Origin of the sequence: Caldimonas sp. (genome assembly GCF_046291045.1) — a bacterium.
GTDB lineage: Bacteria > Pseudomonadota > Gammaproteobacteria > Burkholderiales > Burkholderiaceae_C > Caldimonas.
In genome coordinates this window covers 24,448-40,679 of the sequence record NZ_JBKBSL010000022.1, presented here as the reverse complement: position 1 = coordinate 40,679, position 16,232 = coordinate 24,448, and the positions used below count along the sequence as shown (strand labels likewise).

General features: G+C 68.1%; 16 protein-coding genes. 9 read left to right on the top strand and 7 right to left on the bottom strand.

Annotated elements, in window-relative coordinates; all coding sequences use genetic code 11:
- Positions 1–56 precede the first annotated feature (56 nt).
- Positions 57–992 (top strand): LysR family transcriptional regulator, encoded by a 936-nt coding sequence (locus ACK4ZD_RS09720; RefSeq protein WP_409661017.1) that lies wholly within the window; start codon positions 57–59, stop codon positions 990–992.
- 2 nt (positions 993–994) lie between these two features.
- Positions 995–1,450, top strand: a complete 456-nt coding sequence (locus ACK4ZD_RS09715) for a DUF2214 family protein (RefSeq protein WP_409661015.1) — start codon at positions 995–997, stop codon at positions 1,448–1,450.
- Here ACK4ZD_RS09715 and ACK4ZD_RS09710 read toward each other — a convergent pair whose 3' ends face one another.
- Together ACK4ZD_RS09710 and ACK4ZD_RS09705 are read right to left on the bottom strand one after the other, a co-directional pair.
- The gene (locus ACK4ZD_RS09710) at positions 1,451–1,729 is read right to left on the bottom strand and encodes a PsiF family protein (protein ID WP_409661012.1); all 279 of its coding nucleotides are present in this window, start codon (positions 1,727–1,729) and stop codon (positions 1,451–1,453) included.
- 34 nt (positions 1,730–1,763) lie between these two features.
- Complete coding sequence (locus tag ACK4ZD_RS09705) at positions 1,764–3,128, bottom strand: serine/threonine-protein kinase (RefSeq protein WP_409661009.1); 1,365 nt, start codon at positions 3,126–3,128, stop codon at positions 1,764–1,766.
- 117 nt (positions 3,129–3,245) lie between these two features.
- On the opposite strand from ACK4ZD_RS09705, the gene argS reads away from it, so the two are divergent.
- The 7 genes from argS to ACK4ZD_RS09670 all read left to right on the top strand — a co-directional run bounded on the left by argS (position 3,246) and on the right by ACK4ZD_RS09670 (position 10,530).
- On the top strand, positions 3,246–4,931 hold the full coding sequence (argS, locus tag ACK4ZD_RS09700; protein WP_409661007.1) for an arginine--tRNA ligase: 1,686 nt from the start codon (positions 3,246–3,248) through the stop codon (positions 4,929–4,931).
- Between the two features lie 60 nt (positions 4,932–4,991).
- The gene (locus tag ACK4ZD_RS09695; protein WP_409661004.1) at positions 4,992–5,579 is read left to right on the top strand and encodes an SPOR domain-containing protein; all 588 of its coding nucleotides are present in this window, start codon (positions 4,992–4,994) and stop codon (positions 5,577–5,579) included.
- A 94-nt stretch (positions 5,580–5,673) separates the two neighbouring features.
- Positions 5,674–6,315, top strand: a complete 642-nt coding sequence (locus ACK4ZD_RS09690; RefSeq protein WP_409661001.1) for a DsbA family protein — start codon at positions 5,674–5,676, stop codon at positions 6,313–6,315.
- 101 nt (positions 6,316–6,416) lie between these two features.
- Positions 6,417–6,995 carry a lipopolysaccharide transport periplasmic protein LptA gene (gene lptA / locus ACK4ZD_RS09685; protein WP_409660998.1) on the top strand — a complete coding sequence of 193 codons (579 nt, stop codon included), beginning with the start codon at positions 6,417–6,419 and terminating at the stop codon, positions 6,993–6,995.
- Positions 6,992–7,768, top strand: coding sequence for an LPS export ABC transporter ATP-binding protein (lptB, locus tag ACK4ZD_RS09680; protein ID WP_409660995.1), 777 nt, complete (start codon positions 6,992–6,994; stop codon positions 7,766–7,768). The genes lptA and lptB overlap by 4 nt, the downstream gene beginning before the upstream one ends.
- Before the next feature lie 15 nt (positions 7,769–7,783).
- Positions 7,784–9,298, top strand: a complete 1,515-nt coding sequence (locus tag ACK4ZD_RS09675) for an RNA polymerase factor sigma-54 (RefSeq protein WP_409660993.1) — start codon at positions 7,784–7,786, stop codon at positions 9,296–9,298.
- Positions 9,295–10,530 (top strand): class I SAM-dependent RNA methyltransferase, encoded by a 1,236-nt coding sequence (locus tag ACK4ZD_RS09670; protein WP_409660990.1) that lies wholly within the window; start codon positions 9,295–9,297, stop codon positions 10,528–10,530. Before ACK4ZD_RS09675 ends, ACK4ZD_RS09670 begins: the two co-directional genes overlap by 4 nt.
- Here ACK4ZD_RS09670 and ACK4ZD_RS09665 read toward each other — a convergent pair.
- The 5 genes from ACK4ZD_RS09665 to ACK4ZD_RS09645 form a co-directional block, all read right to left on the bottom strand.
- A complete protein-coding gene (locus ACK4ZD_RS09665; protein ID WP_409660987.1) occupies positions 10,509–11,261 on the bottom strand; it encodes a 5'-methylthioadenosine/adenosylhomocysteine nucleosidase in 753 nt (250 codons plus the stop codon). The two genes, ACK4ZD_RS09670 and ACK4ZD_RS09665, sit on opposite strands and share 22 nt — an antisense overlap.
- A 28-nt stretch (positions 11,262–11,289) precedes the next feature.
- A complete protein-coding gene (locus tag ACK4ZD_RS09660; protein WP_409660985.1) occupies positions 11,290–12,966 on the bottom strand; it encodes a long-chain-fatty-acid--CoA ligase in 1,677 nt (558 codons plus the stop codon).
- 136 nt (positions 12,967–13,102) lie between these two features.
- Positions 13,103–13,873 carry an amino acid ABC transporter ATP-binding protein gene (locus tag ACK4ZD_RS09655; protein ID WP_409660982.1) on the bottom strand — a complete coding sequence of 257 codons (771 nt, stop codon included), beginning with the start codon at positions 13,871–13,873 and terminating at the stop codon, positions 13,103–13,105.
- Positions 13,874–13,892: 19 nt separating this feature from the next.
- Positions 13,893–14,999 (bottom strand): amino acid ABC transporter permease, encoded by a 1,107-nt coding sequence (locus ACK4ZD_RS09650; protein ID WP_409660979.1) that lies wholly within the window; start codon positions 14,997–14,999, stop codon positions 13,893–13,895.
- A gap of 8 nt (positions 15,000–15,007) precedes the next feature.
- Positions 15,008–16,150 carry an amino acid ABC transporter permease gene (locus ACK4ZD_RS09645; protein WP_409660976.1) on the bottom strand — a complete coding sequence of 381 codons (1,143 nt, stop codon included), beginning with the start codon at positions 16,148–16,150 and terminating at the stop codon, positions 15,008–15,010.
- Positions 16,151–16,232: the final 82 nt, after the last annotated feature.

Below are 16,232 nucleotides of genomic sequence, written 5' to 3'. Positions count from 1 at the left end.
CTTGATCTTTGACTTTTCGAGGCGTAGTCTGGCGGGTGATTTGTGACGAATCCGTCATGGATAAACTCAAACAGATCGAATCTTTTGTCCAGGTGGCCACCAAAGGGAGCCTGACGGCGGCAGCCCACCTCGAGGGCGTGGCCCCGGCCGTGATCGGTCGGCGCATCGATGCGCTGGAGGCCCGCTTGGGCGTGAAGCTGCTGGTGCGCACGACGCGGCGCATCAGCCTCACGCACGAGGGCAGCGCCTTCCTGGAGGACTGCCAGCGCCTGCTCACCGACCTGGCCAATGCCGAGGCGAGCGTCTCGGCTGGCGGCGTCAAGGCCAGTGGTCATCTGCGCGTGACGGCGCCGGCCGGTTTCGGGCGCCGCCATGTGGCCCCGCTGGTGCCGCGCTTCCTGCAGCTGCATCCCGAGGTCTCGCTGTCGCTGAACCTGTCCGACCGCGTGGTGGACATCGTCAACGAGGGATTCGACTGTGCGGTGCGCGTGGGCGACTTGCCCGACTCCAGCCTGGTGAGCCTGCGCCTGGCCGACAACCGCCGCCTGTGCGTGGCCTCGCCGGCCTACCTGCAGCGCCGGCCGGCGCCGCAGCATCCGTCCGAGTTGAGCCAGCACGACTGCCTCGTGCTGAGCTCGGACGCCAGCCAGACGCGAGGCTGGGCCTTCACGGTGGACGGGGCGATCGTCCATGTGCGTCCGCCCTCGCGCGTGGACTGCTCCGACGGCCAGGTGCTGCACGAGTGGTGCCTGGCCGGCCTGGGCCTGGCCTGGCGCTCGACCTGGGAGGTGGAGGGCGACATCGCCGCCGGTCGCCTGGTGAGTGTGCTCGACGACTTCGCCGCTCCGCCCAACGGCATCTACGCTGTCTTTGCGCAGCGCAAACACCTGCCGCTGCGCGTGCGGCTGTGGATCGACTTTCTCAAGCACACCTATGGCGATGCAGCCTACTGGCGCTCGCCCCTGCCCCCCAAGCCCCCCCAGGAGCCCTGACGATGCTGCTCGAAGCCTTGCTGGCCTATGCCCACATCGCCGCCATCCTCGGCCTGGTCGTGTTCATGACCGGCCAGGCGGCGCTGTGCCGTGTGGAATGGATGAACGCCGCGGTGGTGCACCGCCTGGGCCGCCTGGACCGCCTCACCGACATCGCCGCTCTCACCGTGCTGGCCACCGGGCTGGCGCGCGCCTGGTGGGGCGCGAAAGGCTGGGACTGGGCCTGGGCCCAGCCGCTGCTGCACCTGAAGTTCACCGTCTTCGTCGCCATCGGCCTGATGGCCATCCCGCCGGCGCGGGCCTACCGCCGCTGGCGCGCGGCGTTGGCTGCCGGGCAGGGGCTCCCCCCGGAAGGGGAGGTGCGCCAGGCGCGCCGCTGGGTCATGATCCAGGCCCATGTGCTGTTGCTGCTGCCCCTGGCGGGCAGCCTGCTGGCGCGCGGGGTCTGGACGCGATGATCAATCCTTTTTGAGGCATTGGCTCATGAAGGCCTTGCGCTCGTCGCCCTTCAAGGCTCCGGCCTCGGCATTGCAGGCCTTCATCTTGTCCTGCTGGGCCTTGCGCTTGTCGGTGAGGCAGTCTTTCATGAAGGCCTTGCGCTCCTCGCCTTTCATGTCGGCCGCTTTCTTGTTGCACTCGGCCATGCGGGCCTGTTGGCGGGTGGGTTCCTTGGCCTCCTGGGCCAGCGAGAGGCCGGCGGCCAGGGCCAGGGTCACGGCGATCACGAGGGTCTTCATGGGGGTCTCTCCTGCGGGCGTGGATCAAGGCGCATCACAGGATGCGCTGGGGATGTGACAAGGCTTCGTGGGCCGCATGCAGGCGGCGCACCAGCACGGCAATGAAGGCTTCATTGAAGCGATCACGGCAGGCCAGGCTCATGCGGCGCAGGCTTTCGGGTGTGAAAGAGATCGTGGTGACCGGCTCGGTCACGACCACGTCGGCGGTGCGCAGCCGTGGCTCCTTGCTGGGCGCCAGGTAGGCCATCTCGCCCACGGTGGAGCCCGCGCCCAGCGATTCGACGCGCAGCCCGTCGCGCAGCACATCGACCGACCCTTGCGCGATCACGTGGAAGTCGCGTCCGCGCTCGCCGCGCGACATCAGCTTGTGGCCGAAACCGAAGCGCTGCCAGCGGGCCTGGTGCACCACCTCCCACAGCTCCACGTCGTCGAACTGGCGGAAGAAATCCAGCGAGCGCAGCAGGCTGAAGCGTTCGGAATCGAGCACGGCCTGGAGGTTGCCGCGCGGCACCTGGCGGCTGGCGATCAGGCCGGCCAGCGCATGGGCGAAGTCGTCCCAGTGGTCGTAGCGGTCGGCCGGGGCCTTGTTCAGTGCGCGCAAGATGACCTCGTCCACTGCGGTGGACACCCCCTGGCGACGTTCGCTGGGCGCCACCACCGGGCCATAGAGCACTTGCTGGATCATCTCGCCCTGTGATTGGGCCTCCACCGGCGGGTGGCCGGTGATCAGGTGGTACAGCACCGCCGCCAGCGCGTACATGTCCGATTGGGCGTTCAGCGGGCCGCCGTCGATCTGCTCGGGCGACATGTAGGCCAGCGAGCCGACGCGGTGCACCTGGGTGGTGTCGGACTGCAGGTGCAGCACGCTGCCGAAGTCGGTGAGTTTCACGTCGGTGATCTGCCCCGCGCTGGTCACCGCCAGGATGTTGGCCGGCTTGATGTCGCGATGGATCAAGCCCTGCCGGAAGACGTAGCCCAGGGCCATGGCGCACTTGAAACCGATCTCGACGATGAGCTCCAGCGGCAGCAACTGGTCGGCCCGGCAATAAGACTTGAGGGTCGTGCCCTCGACGTACTCCATCACCAGATAGGCCTCGTCGGGTCCGTCCACGGCATCGTACAGCTGCACGATGTGCGGATGGTGCAGCCGTCCCACCAGCGAGGCCTCGGCTGCGAAAAATCGCGAGTAGTAACGCCCGTCCACCGGGTCACGCAGCGCCGAGGGGCGCACCAGCTTGATGGCCACATCGCGGTCGTGGAAGGCGTCGTGGCACAGAAAGACCTCACTGGTGGCGCCCTCGCCGAGCTTGCGCACCACCCGGTACTCGCCGATATGGGCGGGCAGGCCGGAGGGCGGCTCGGCGAGGTTGTCGACGGTGGGGGCGCTCGGGGTCGTCATGACCTGCGCATCATTTCACTGCGTCTGACGCTGCGCAAGCCACAGCGGCTCAAATGTATCGAACTGTGTCCGTCCGCCAAGGCCGGGCGGCAGGGGGCTGCACCGTAAAATCTCTGGATGATCCGCGCCAAGCAAGAACTCCTGGACGACCTGGCCGCCGAACTGGCGACCCTGGCCCCCGAAGCCGCCGCGGTGGCCGCCTTCGAAAGCCCCAAGCAGGCCTCGCATGGGGATCTGGCGATCACCTGCGCGATGCAGCTCGCCCGCCCGCTGAAGAAGAACCCGCGCGAGTTGGCGCAGGCCCTGGTGGACGGCCTGCGCCGGCGCGAGGCCTTTGAGCGCTGGGTTGACAGCTTGGAGATCGCCGGTCCGGGCTTCATCAACCTGCGCCTCAAGCCTGCGGCCAAGCAGGCCGTGGTGGCCGACATCCTGGCCAGCGGCGAGGCCTACGGCCGCCAGGCCGCCACCGGCCGGCATGTGATGGTGGAGTTCGTCTCGGCCAACCCCACCGGGCCGCTGCACGTGGGTCATGGCCGCCAGGCGGCGCTGGGCGATGCGATCTGTCGCCTGTTCGAGACCCAGGGCGACCAGGTCACGCGCGAGTTCTATTACAACGACGCCGGCGTGCAGATCCAGACCCTGGCGATCTCCACCCAATGCCGCATCAAGGGGCTCAAGCCCGGCGACCCCGGCTGGCCTGAGTCGGCCTACAACGGCGAGTACATCGCCGACATCGCCGCTGACTTCCTCGCGAAGAAGACCGTCAAGGCCGACGACCGCGAGTTCACCGCTTCGGGCGACCCGGACGACCTCGACGGCATCCGCCAGTTCGCGGTGGCCTACCTGCGCCACGAGCAGGATCTGGACTTGCAGGCCTTCGGCGTGAAGTTCGACCACTACTACCTGGAGTCGAGCCTGTACACCAGCGGGCGCGTCGAGCGCACCGTGCAGCGCCTGATCGAGGCGGGCAAGACCTACGAACGCGACGGTGCCCTGTGGCTGCGCACCACCGAGTACGGTGACGACAAGGACCGCGTGATGCGCAAGTCCGACGGCACCTACACCTACTTCGTGCCCGACGTGGCCTACCACATCACCAAGTGGGAGCGCGGCTACACCAAGGTCATCAACATCCAGGGCACCGACCATCATGGCACGATTGCGCGGGTGCGCGCCGGCTTGCAGGCCGCCGGTGTGGGCATCCCCGAGGGTTACCCGGATTACGTACTGCACAAGATGGTCACCGTCATGCGCGGTGGGCAGGAGGTGAAGATCTCCAAACGTGCCGGCTCCTACGTGACCCTGCGCGACCTGATCGAGTGGACCAGTCGCGATGCCGTGCGCTTCTTCCTGATCAGCCGCAAGGCCGATACCGAGTTCACCTTCGACGTGGACCTCGCGCTCAAGCAAAACGACGAGAACCCGGTGTACTACGTTCAGTACGCCCATGCGCGCATCTGCTCGGTGGTCGAGCAGTGGCGTCAGCAGCACGGCGGAGACCCGGCCACCTTGCCGCGAGCCGACCTGGGTCGTCTGGTGATGCCGGCCGAGGCGGCGCTGATGCTCAAGCTGGCCGAGTATCCGGGCATGCTGTCGGCCGCTGCGCGAAACCTGGCACCGCACGACGTGGCTTTCTATCTGCGCGAGGTGGCCAGCGCCTTCCATACCTACTATGCGGCCGAGCGCTTCTTGGTGGATGATGCCGAGCTGGCGCGTGCCCGGGTGGCCTTGCTGATGGCCACGCGGCAGGTGCTGCACAACGGTCTGTCCGTGCTGGGCGTGAGCGCGCCGACCAAGATGTGAACCGGCGCGCTGCGTCACAATGGGCTGCATGTGCCTGCTTGTGCAAGGAAACTCTCCCCGATGAATAAGCAACGCGGCGGATTCGCCTTGGGTTTGGTGGTGGGCGTGCTGGTTGGCCTGGCCCTGGCCTTGGCGGTGGCGCTGTACGTCACCAAGGTGCCCATCCCCTTCGTCAACAAGGTGCCCTCGCGCACGGCCGAGCAGGAGGCGGCCGAGGCCGAGCGCAACCGCCACTGGAACCCCAACGCCCCGCTGCAGGGGCGCAGCGCCGCGCCGAGCGCCCCGGCGGCCTCCCAACCGCTGCCCGACGTGCCTCCGGGGTTGCGCCAGGGCACGGCGCGACCCGCCCCGCGGGATCCGGCGGCCATCCTTTCCGGCGCCGATCCGGCCCCGGCGGCGGTCACTGAAGCCCCTGCGGTCTACTTCGTGCAGGCCGGGGCCTTCACCCGCGCCGACGAGGCCGAGCAGCAGCGTGCCCGTCTGGCGATGCTGGGCTTGAGCGCCCGCGTGAGCGAACGCGAGCAAAGCGGCCGCACGGTTTACCGGGTGCGCCTGGGCCCCTTCGACACCCAGGCCGAGGCCGATCGCGCCCAGGATCGGCTCAAGAGCAATGGCATCGACGCCGCCCTGGTGCGCGCGCCGCGTTGAGCGGGCGGATCGGGAGGATGGGCGGCTGAACTTCGGCCGGTCGACCGGATCCACCTGGGCTGCGTTATGTCGCAAAGAACGAAAGGATCACTCGATGAAGCGACGTGAATTCACCACCGCCGGGTGCGCGGCCGTCCTGGCGCTGGCCGGCTTGGGGTCTGCGGCCGTCCAGGCCCAGGCCCCCAAGTCGGGCGAATACGTGGTGCTGCGCCCGCCGCTGGCCGGCGGCACCGAGGGGAAGATCGAAGTCGTCGAGTTCTTCTGGTACGGCTGCCCGCACTGCAACCGCTTCCAGCCCCTGATCGAACCCTGGGCGGCCAAGCTGCCGGCCGATGTGGTCTACCGCCGCGTGCCGGTGGCCTTCCGCGATGAGTTCGTCGTCCACCAGCGCATCTACTACGCGCTGGAGGCCCTGGGGCAGGTCCAGGCCCTGCACAAAAAAGTCTTCCATGCGGTCCATGTCGAGCGCAACCCGCTGAACAAGCCCGAGGCCATCGCCGACTTCATGGCCCGCCAAGGGCTCGATCGCGCCAAGTTCCTCGAGGCCTTCAACTCCTTTGGCGTGCAGACCAAGACCCGCCAGGCCAAGCAGATCGCCGAGGGCTACAAGATCGACGGCGTTCCCGCCATCGGCATCAACGGCCGCTACTGGACCTCTGGGGCCCTGGCCGGATCGCTGGAGCGCTCGCTGCAGGTGGCCGATTACCTGATCGGCCAGGCGCGCGCCGGCCGCTGACGGATCGGGCCACCCCGGCCCGGCACGAAACCTGCTCCCGGCCCTCGCGCGAGGGCCGCGGCCTGGGCTAGAATCGCAGAAACTGCAAGTTTCGTGCCTTCATGAGCCCCCGCCGCCCCTTTTCTGTACCAGCCTGGCGCCGCGCGCCGGGGCTGGCGCTGGCCGTGGCCTGGATGCTCAGCGCAGCGGTCTGGGCCGAGCGGGCCGACCGGGACCAGCCTCTGAGGTTCACGGCCGACAGCTTGCGCTACGACGATGTGCGCCGAGTGAATGTGCTCACGGGCCAAGTCGAGGTGACCAAGGGCACCTTGGTCTTGCGGGCCGACCGGGTGGAGGTGCGCCAATCGCCCGAAGGTCATCACAGCGCCACGGCCACGGGCACGGTTGGGCAGCCGGCCTATTTTCGTCAGAAGCGTGACGGCGTGGACGAGCACCTCGAAGGCCGCGCCAGCCGCATCGACTATGACGGCCGTACCGACACGTTGCGCCTAAGTGGCCAAGCCGTGATCCGGCGCCTGCGCGGCTCGGACGTGGCCGACGAAATCACCGGCCAGACCATCACCTACGACAACGTGACCGAGACCTTCAGCGTGCAAGGCGGTGCCGAAGGCGGCGGGGACGGCCGGGTGCGCGGGGTGCTGACCCCGTCGTCCGGTGCCCAGCGTGGAGACCCGCGTTGACGCCCCTGCACAAGCCGGCGCCGCCCGGGCAGGGCAGCCGCCTGGACGTCTCGGGCCTGCAAAAGCGCTACGGCGCGCGTCAGGTGGTCAAGGACGTGCACCTGTCGGTGAAGAGCGGTGAGGTCGTGGGGCTGCTGGGGCCCAACGGGGCGGGCAAGACCACCAGCTTCTACATGATCGTGGGCCTGGTGCCGGTGGACGCCGGCGAGATCCGCATCGACGGCCGGCGCGTGGAGCGCCGGCCCATCCATGAGCGTTCGCGCCTGGGCCTGAGCTACCTGCCGCAGGAGGCCTCGATCTTCCGCAAGCTCACGGTCGAGGAGAACATCCGCGCGGTGCTCGAGCTGCAGCGCGACGCGCAGGGCCGGCCGTTGGACGAGACGGTGATCACGCACCAGCTCGACGAGCTGCTGGCCGAGCTGTCGATCGAGAAGCTGCGCCATGCGCCCGCCCCCTCGCTGTCGGGCGGCGAGCGCCGTCGCGTGGAGATCGCACGCGCCCTGGCCACGCAGCCGCGCTTCATCCTGCTGGACGAGCCCTTCGCCGGGGTCGACCCGATCGCGGTGATCGAGATCCAACGCATCATCAGTTTCCTCAAGTCGCGCGGGATCGGGGTGCTCATCACCGACCACAACGTGCGCGAGACCCTGGGCATCTGCGACCACGCCTACATCATCAGCGAGGGCCGCGTGCTGGCCCAGGGCACACCCGCCGAGATCGTCGAGAACGCCGACGTGCGAAAGGTCTATCTCGGCGAGCATTTCCGCATGTAGGACGGGGAAGATGTGATGAAGCCTTCCCTGCAGGTCCGGCTGTCCCAGCACCTGGCGCTGACGCCGCAGCTGCAGCAGTCCATCCGCCTGCTGCAGCTGTCCACGCTCGAACTCCACCAGGAGGTCGAGCAGATGCTGGAGCAAAACCCCTTCCTCGAACCCGAAGATGATGGCGGCGACCCGATGCCGGGCCTGTCCTCGCTGCCCGAGGCGCCGGCCACCCGCGAGCGCGAGGCCCAGGCCGACGCCGAGGCTGGCGACGGCTTCGAGGCGGCCGATGCCGGCGGGGTGGACACGCTGGAGGTCGGCGCCACCGAGCGCGACGACTGGGAAAACGGCACCGAGCGCGACGACTTCGACGGCATCCGCGAGACGCCGGGCAGCCGCAGCGGCAGTGACGACGACGAGCTCGACCCCATCGACCGTGCCAGCCCCGGCATCAGCCTGCAAGATCACCTGCGCCAGCAGTTGCTGGGCATGCGCCTGTCGCCCGAGGATGCCGCCGCGGTGAGAGTGCTGATCGAGTCGCTCGACGACGACGGCTACCTCGCCGATGCCTTGGAGGACATCGCCGCCCACCTGGCTGGCGAGGACGAGGCCGCGCGCGAGGAACTGCTCGAGCGGCTACGCTGCGCGCTGAAGTGGCTGCACAGCCTGCAGCCCACCGGCGTGGGCGCGCGCGACCTGTCCGAGTGCCTGTGCCTGCAGTTGCGCGCCCTGCCGCGCAGCGAGGCCCAGATCATCGCGCTGATGATCTGCCAAGGCCACCTCGAGGCGTTGGCGCGGCGTGACGTGAAAAAGCTGATGGCCGCCACGGGTGCCGACGAAGAGCTGATCAAGCAGGCGCAAAGCCTCATCGTGGCCTGCGAGCCCAAGCCGGGACGGCCCTTTGCGCGCGCTGAGGCCCACATCATCGTGCCCGACGTGATCGTGCAGAAGTCCGGCCGCGGCTGGAAGGTGGTGCTCAACCCCGACGTGATGCCGAGGTTGCGCATCAACGACCTCTACGCCCAGGCCCTGCGGCAACAGCGCGGCAGCGAGTCCAGCCAAGCCCTGGGCGCAAGGCTGCAAGAGGCGCGCTGGTTCATGAAGAACATCCAGCAGCGCTTCGATACCATCTTGCGCGTCTCGCAGGCCATCGTCGAGCGGCAGAAGAACTTTTTCACCCACGGCGAGATCGCGATGAAGCCGCTGGTGCTGCGCGAGATCGCCGACGAGCTGGGCCTGCACGAATCGACCATTTCGCGCGTGACCACGGCCAAGTACATGGCCACGCCCTTCGGCACCTTCGAGCTGAAGTACTTCTTCGGCTCCTCGCTGAACACCGAGGCCGGGGGCAATGCCTCCAGCACGGCGGTGCGCGCGCTGATCAAGCAGCTCATCGCCTCGGAAGACCCGGCCCGGCCCCTGTCGGACAGCCAGCTCAGCCAGATGCTCGAGGAGCAGGGCATCCAGGTGGCGCGCCGCACGGTGGCCAAGTACCGCGAGGCCCTGAAAATCGCGCCGGCCAACCTGCGGAAATCGCTGTGAGCTTCTCGCTGTTCCTTCCCTGCGCTGGTGGTGTCGAGGCCTGGCTGGCCGAAGAGGCCATGGCCATCCTGGGGCCCGACACCCATGGCACGATCGAGCGCGGCGGCATCGCCCTGAGCGGCGATGCACGCGCGGTGATGGCGCTCAATCTGGAAAGCCGCCTGGCCCAGCGCGTGCTGGTGCAAGTGGCGCGCGGCCCCTATCGCCAGGAAGACGACCTCTATGCCCTGGCCCGCCAGGTGCGCTGGCCGGACTGGATCCACCCGGCGCAGACCTTCAAGGTGGATGTGACCGCCCAGCGCTCACCGCTGCGCAGTCTCAACTTTGCCGGGCTGCGCATCAAGGATGCGCTGTGCGATGCGATGCGCGAGGCCGCCGGCGAGCGGCCCAGCGTGGACACGCGCCACCCCGACGTGCGGGTGATGCTGCATCTCACCGAACAGGACGCCACGGTCTACATCGACACCTCGGGCGAGCCGCTGTTCAAGCGCGGCTGGCGCGAGGACAAGGGCGACGCCCCGCTGAAGGAAACCCTGGCCGCCGCCATGCTGGCCGCCGCCGGCTGGCGCGGCACCCCCGAGGCCGGTGGCGCGCTGCTCGACCCGTGCTGCGGCTCGGGCACCATCGCGATCGAGGCCGCCCAGATCGCCTGCGGCATCGCGCCGGGCCTGAAGCGACGCTTTGCCTTCGAACGACTGGCGCCCCTTGCCGGGCCGCAGGCGCGGGCCCAATGGCAGGCTTTGAAGCAGGCCGCGCAGGCGCGCATCCACCCACCGGCCGTGCCGGTGTTCGCCAGCGACGTGGCCTTCCGCATGGTCGATTTCGCGCGCCGCAATGCGCAGCGCGCCGGCGTGGCGCACGCGATCGAGTTCCACGGGGGCGATGTGCTGGAGCGGGTGGCTCCGCGTCTGCCCGAGGGCCTGGCGCGCACGCTGATGCTCAACCCGCCGTATGGCGAGCGCATCGAGGCACGCGGCAGCGTGGCGCGCAGCGCCGAGCAGACCGGCGCGGCCGATGATTTCTATCCGCGCCTTGCCGCGCATTGGAAGCGCCACTTTGGCGGCTGGAGTGCCTGGGTGCTCAGCCCCGACATGAAGCTGCCCACTCGCATGCGCCTGAAGGAGGCCCGCCGCATCCCGATGTGGAACGGCCCCATCGAGTGCCGCCTGTTCCGCTTCGACCTGGTGAGTGGGTCCATGCGCAGCGGCGATCAGCCGCCCGCTGCCAGGTAGCGCTCGACCAGCGCGACCGTGTAGCGGCGCGCCACCTCCTGGACAAAGGCGGTGAAGTCGACATGGGCCTGGTCGTCGGCCCGGTCGGAGATGGTGCGCAGCACGGCCAAGGGCAGGCCATGGTCATGGCAGACCTGGGCCACGGCCGCCCCCTCCATTTCCACCGCCAGGGCATCGGGCAGTTCGCGGCGCAGGGCCACGCTTTCGGCGCTGGTGGACACAAAGCGGTCGCCGCTGATGATCAGCCCGTCGTGCACCGCCGGGGTGCCGATGCCGAAGGCGGCCAAGGTGTCGGTGCCGAGCACGCGCGCGGCGTCGGCGGCCACCGAGCGCGCCGCCTGAAGCAGGCGCTGGCTCATCGCCCCATCGGTGCGCAGGCGCGACACACCGTACAAGGGCAGTTCGTGCCGCGGAAAGACCGGCGAGGCGTCCATGTCGTGCTGCAGCAGCTCGGTGGCCACCACCAGGTCGCCCACGCGCACGCCCTCGCCCAGGCCCCCGGCCACGCCGGTGAAGAGCAGGGCCTGCGCCCCGAATCGGTGGATGGCCAGCGTGGCCGTGGTGGCCGCGGCCACCTTGCCGATGCCCGACAGCACCGCCACGACATTGCGGCCGCCCAGATGCCCGACCCAGAAGTCCCGGCCGGCCACACGTTCGCGCCGCTCGTCGGCCATCCGTTCGAGGACGGCCGCCAGCTCTTCGTGCATTGCAGCGATGATGGCCAGCGTCATGACCGCGTGTCGCCGGGGCCTCTGCTTCTTATCCCTTCTTGTCCCGCAGCTCGCGCCGCAGGATCTTGCCCACCGGGGTCTTGGGCAGCTCGGTGCGAAACTCGATGACTTTGGGACGCTTGTAGCCGGTCAGGTTCTGCTCGCAGTAGGCCCGCACGTCGGCCTCGGTGAGCGCCGGGTTCTTCTTGACGATGACGAGCTTGACCGCTTCGCCCGACTTGTCGTCGGGCACGCCCACCGCGGCGACTTCCAGCACGCCGTCCATCTGAGCCACCACGTCTTCCACCTCGTTGGGGTAGACGTTGAAACCCGACACCAGGATCATGTCCTTCTTGCGGTCGACGATTCGGAAGTAGCCGCGCTCGTCCACCGTGCCGATGTCGCCGGTGCGGAAGAAGCCGTCGGGCGTCATGACCTTGGCGGTCTCGTCCGGGCGCTGCCAGTAGCCGGCCATGACCTGCGGGCCGCGGATGGCGATCTCGCCCGGCGTACCGATGGGCACCTCGTTGCCTTCGTCGTCGAGGAGCTTGAACTCGGTGGAGGGCAGCGGCAGACCGATCGTGCCGGTGAACTCGGTGCTGTCGGTGGGGTTGCAGCTCGCCGAGGGCGAGGTTTCCGACAGGCCGTAGCCTTCGCAGATGGCGCAGCCGGTCTTTTGCAGCCACAGCTTGGCCGTGGCCGACTGCACCGCCATGCCGCCGCCCACGCTGAGCTTGAGCGTGCTCCAGTCGACCTTGTGGAAATCGGGGTGGTTGGCCAGGGCGTTGAACAGCGTGTTGACGGCCGGGAAGCTGTGGAACTTGTGCTGCGACAGCTCCTTGAGCACGGCGGGGATGTCGCGCGGGTTGGGGATCAGGATGTTGCAGCCGCCCATGCGCATGGACAGCATCATGTTCACCGTGAAGGCGAAGATGTGGTAGAGCGGCAGCGCACAGACGGTGACGGTCTGCTCGCCCGGCGGGATCTTCTTCAGCGCCGGGCCGTTCCAGGCTTCGGACTGCAGCACGTTGGCGATGATGTTCCGGTGCAGCAGCACGGCGCCCTTGCTCACGCCGGTGGTGCCGCCGGTGTACTGCAGCACGGCGATGTCGCTGGCCTTGATCTCAGGCTTGCGCAATGTGAGGCCGCGGCCTTTCGCGATGGCGTCGTTGAAGCGCACGGCGGCGGGCAGATCGAAGGCCGGCACCAGCTTCTTCACCTTGCGCACCACATAGTTGACGATGGCGCCCTTGGGAAAGCCCAGCAGGTCGCCCATCGCGGCCAGCACCACATGCTGGACGGGCGTCTTGGCGAGGCATTCCTGCAGGGTACGCGCGAAGTTCTCGATGATGACGATGGCCTTGGCGCCGGAGTCCTTGAGCTGGTGTTCGAGCTCGCGGGCGGTGTACAGCGGGTTGACGTTCACGATGACGTAGCCGGCGCGCAAGATGGCGGCCACGACGATGGGGTACTGCGGCACGTTGGGCATCATGATGGCCACGCGGTCGCCCTGGCTCAGGCCGAGCGACTGCAAATAGGCCGCGAAGATGCGCGAGTACTCATCGAGCTGGGCATACGTCAGCGTCTTGCCCATGAACTTGAAGGCTGGACGCTCGGCGTACTTGGTGAAGCTTTCCTCGAGCAGCGCGACCAGCGAGGGGTACTGGTCCGGGTTGATCTCGTGCGGCACGCCTTCGGGATAGTGCTTCAGCCAGACTTTTTCCATGGGGTCCTCCAAATGAACCCCAGATTCTGACGCATGGCTGACGCCATCCCTATCGGGTGTTTCGCTAGACGGATTTGGAGTGATATCTCTACTTTGATGTCTCCCAGGAGACGGCGTCCCTGGTCAGGGCGCCGTCTCATCGGTCCAGGATCTGACTGAGGAACTGGCGTCCGCGTTCGCTGCGGGGTTGGCTGAAGAACGCCTGCGGCGTGTTCTGTTCGACGATCTCGCCGGCGTCCATGAAGATGACCCGGTCGGCCACGGCGCGCGCAAAGCCCATCTCGTGGGTCACGCACAGCATGGTCATGCCTTCGCGGGCGAGGTCGATCATGGTGTCGAGCACTTCCTTGACCATCTCCGGGTCGAGCGCCGAGGTGGGTTCGTCGAACAGCATGATCGACGGGTTCATGCACAGCGCCCGCGCAATCGCCACGCGCTGCTGCTGGCCGCCCGAGAGCTGCCCAGGGTACTTGTGGGCCTGCTCGCCGATGCGCACGCGCTCCAGGAAGCGCCGCGCGGTGGCCTCGGCCTGGGCGCGCGGCTGCTTCTTCACCCAGATCGGCGCGAGCGTGCAGTTGTCCAGCACGGTCAGGTGCGGGAACAGGTTGAAGTGCTGGAACACCATGCCCACGTCGGAGCGGATGGCGTCGATGTTCTTCAGGTTGTCGGTCAGCTCCACGCCGTTGACGACGATGCGGCCCTGCTGGTGCTGCTCGAGCCGGTTGATGCAGCGGATCAGCGTGGACTTGCCCGAACCCGACGGGCCGCAGATCACGATGCGCTCACCCTTGGCCACCTCCAGGTCGATGTTCTTCAGCACGTGGAAGTCGCCATACCACTTGTTCAGGCCTTCGATGCGGATGGCCACCTCGCCGGCGGCGGAAGTCTTGAGGGCAGCATCTGCCATGGCAGTCTCCGGATGAGGTTCAACGCTGGTGGCCGCGGGCGAGGTCGCGTTCGAGCCACTGGCTGTACTTCGACATCGCGTAGCAGAAGATCCAGTAGATGAGGATCGAGAACAGGAAGGCCTCGATGAAGAAGGGCTTCCAGCTGAAATCGGTCTCGACGGACTTCTTCACCGCATAGGCGAAATCGTAGATCGCGATGATCACCACCAGCGAGGTGTCCTTGAACAGCGAGATGAAGCTGTTGACGATCGGCGGGATCGACAGGCGCAGCGCCTGGGGCAGGATGATCAGCCCCATCATCTTCCAGTAGGGCAGGCCCAGGGCCTCGGCCGCCTCGTATTGCCCCTTGGGCACGGCCTGCAGGCCGCCGCGCACCGCCTCGGCCAGGTAGGCCGCCACGAAGAGGATGATGGCCACCTGGGCACGGATGAGCTGCTCGATGCGCAGACCCTCGGGCAGGAAGAGCGCGAACATCACCGAGGCCATGAAGAGCACCGTGATGAGCGGCACGCCGCGGATCACCTCGATGTAGATCACCGAGAAGGCGCGGATCAGCGGCAGCTTCGAGCGACGCCCCAGGGCAAGCAGCACGCCCAGCGGGAAGGCCAGGCCGATGCCGAAGATGGAGAGGATCAGCGTGACCGGCAGGCCGCCCCATTGCTCGGCGCGCACGGGCGCCAGCCCGAGGCCCCCGCCCATCAGCCAGAAGGTCAGCGCCAGGCCCACGACCCAGATCAGGATGAGCCCGGCGTTCCAGAAGCGCCTGAGGGCCGAGACGGCCAGCAGGGCGCACATCACGCCGATGGCCAGCGCCGCCCGCCAGCTTTCCTCGTAGGGGTAGACGCCGAACATCATGAAATGGAACTTCTCCCACACCACGGCCCAGCACGCGCCCTGGCCGCGTGCGGCCTGGCATTGCTCGAGCGGGGCATGACCCCAGACCGCATCGAACACGGCCCAGTCGAGCACCCTGGGCAGCACCCAGGCCAGCAGGGCCAGCGTCACGAGCGTGATGCCCGTGTTCAGCGGCGTGGAAAAGAGGTTCTCGCGCGCCCAGGCCCAGGCGCCGGCGTGGCGTCGCGGCGGGGGCAGCGAGGCGCGGGCCGTCGCAAGCGTCTTGTCCATGGCCGTCCTCATCGCTCCACGAGCTTCACGCGTTCGTTGTACCAGTTCATGAACAGCGAGATCGCCAGACTGATCGACAGGTACACCGCCATCAGGATGGCGATGGCCTCGATGGCCTGCCCCGTCTGGTTCATCGTGGTGTTGGCCACGGCCACCAGGTCCGGATAGCCGATGGCCACCGCCAGCGAGGAGTTCTTGGTCAGGTTCAGGTACTGGCTGGTCATCGGCGGGATGATCACGCGCAAGGCCTGCGGCAGCGTCACCAGGCGCAGACGCTGGCCGGCATTCAGGCCCAGGGCCTGCGCTGCCTCGGTCTGGCCACGGTCGACGGCCAGGATGCCCGCACGCACCACCTCGGCGACGAAGGCCGCGGTGTAGGTCGACAGGCCCAGCAGCAGCGCGGCGAACTCCGGCGAGATCGAGCGGCCGCCCTGCAGGCTGAAGCCGCCCACGGCGGGCACGTCCATCGCGGTGGGGGCGCCCATCGCGGCCCAGGTCAGCACGGGCAGGCCCAGGATCAGGCCGGCGCCGACCCAGCCCACGGGCCAGCGCCGGCCCGTGGCCTGCTGGTGCCGTGCCGCGGCGGTGCGCCAGGCCCAGGACAACCCGATGCCGGCGAGCAGGGCCCAGCCGGCGCCCGACCAGGCGGCATGCTCGGCCGGCCAGGCGAACCAGAAGCCGCGCTGCGTGGCGAAGAACCAGTCACCCAGCGTGAGGGCCTCGCGCACCGGCGGCAGCAGCTCGGTGAACAGGCCGTACCACACAAAGAGCTGCAGCAGCAGCGGCACGTTGCGCATGACCTCCACATAGCCCGAGGCCAGCCGGGCCAGCAACCAGTTACTCGACAGCCGGGCAATGCCGATCAGCGTGCCCAGCACCGTGGCCAGCACGATGCCCAGCGCGGCCACCTTCAGCGTGTTGAGCAGGCCCACTGCAAATGCACGTGCATAGGTGTGGGTGGCGTCGTATGTGATCAGGGTCTCGGCGATCTCGAAGCCGGCCTCACGGCCGAGGAAGCCGAAGCCCACCTGGATCTGCCGCGTGGACAGGTTGTGCAAGGTGTTGGACACCAGGTACCAGCCCACGCCGATCACGGCGGCCAGCAGCAGCACCTGGTAGACGATGCCGCGGACACGTTCGTTGCTGAACATCGGTGCGTCAACCTCTCGGGACAGACGGGGATGCGCGCAGGCGAGGCGGCCCGCTTCGAGCGGGCCGCCGCCTCATGACGGG

Coding starts and splice junctions, on each gene's coding strand:
- ACK4ZD_RS09720 (WP_409661017.1), top strand. CDS start 57: ATGGATAAACTCAAACAGATCGAATCTTTTGTCCAGGTGGCCACCAAA.
- ACK4ZD_RS09715 (WP_409661015.1), top strand. CDS start 995: ATGCTGCTCGAAGCCTTGCTGGCCTATGCCCACATCGCCGCCATCCTC.
- ACK4ZD_RS09710 (WP_409661012.1), bottom strand. CDS start 1,729: ATGAAGACCCTCGTGATCGCCGTGACCCTGGCCCTGGCCGCCGGCCTC.
- ACK4ZD_RS09705 (WP_409661009.1), bottom strand. CDS start 3,128: ATGACGACCCCGAGCGCCCCCACCGTCGACAACCTCGCCGAGCCGCCC.
- argS (WP_409661007.1), top strand. CDS start 3,246: ATGATCCGCGCCAAGCAAGAACTCCTGGACGACCTGGCCGCCGAACTG.
- ACK4ZD_RS09695 (WP_409661004.1), top strand. CDS start 4,992: ATGAATAAGCAACGCGGCGGATTCGCCTTGGGTTTGGTGGTGGGCGTG.
- ACK4ZD_RS09690 (WP_409661001.1), top strand. CDS start 5,674: ATGAAGCGACGTGAATTCACCACCGCCGGGTGCGCGGCCGTCCTGGCG.
- lptA (WP_409660998.1), top strand. CDS start 6,417: ATGAGCCCCCGCCGCCCCTTTTCTGTACCAGCCTGGCGCCGCGCGCCG.
- ACK4ZD_RS09675 (WP_409660993.1), top strand. CDS start 7,784: ATGAAGCCTTCCCTGCAGGTCCGGCTGTCCCAGCACCTGGCGCTGACG.
- ACK4ZD_RS09665 (WP_409660987.1), bottom strand. CDS start 11,261: ATGACGCTGGCCATCATCGCTGCAATGCACGAAGAGCTGGCGGCCGTC.
- ACK4ZD_RS09660 (WP_409660985.1), bottom strand. CDS start 12,966: ATGGAAAAAGTCTGGCTGAAGCACTATCCCGAAGGCGTGCCGCACGAG.
- ACK4ZD_RS09655 (WP_409660982.1), bottom strand. CDS start 13,873: ATGGCAGATGCTGCCCTCAAGACTTCCGCCGCCGGCGAGGTGGCCATC.
- ACK4ZD_RS09650 (WP_409660979.1), bottom strand. CDS start 14,999: ATGGACAAGACGCTTGCGACGGCCCGCGCCTCGCTGCCCCCGCCGCGA.
- ACK4ZD_RS09645 (WP_409660976.1), bottom strand. CDS start 16,150: ATGTTCAGCAACGAACGTGTCCGCGGCATCGTCTACCAGGTGCTGCTG.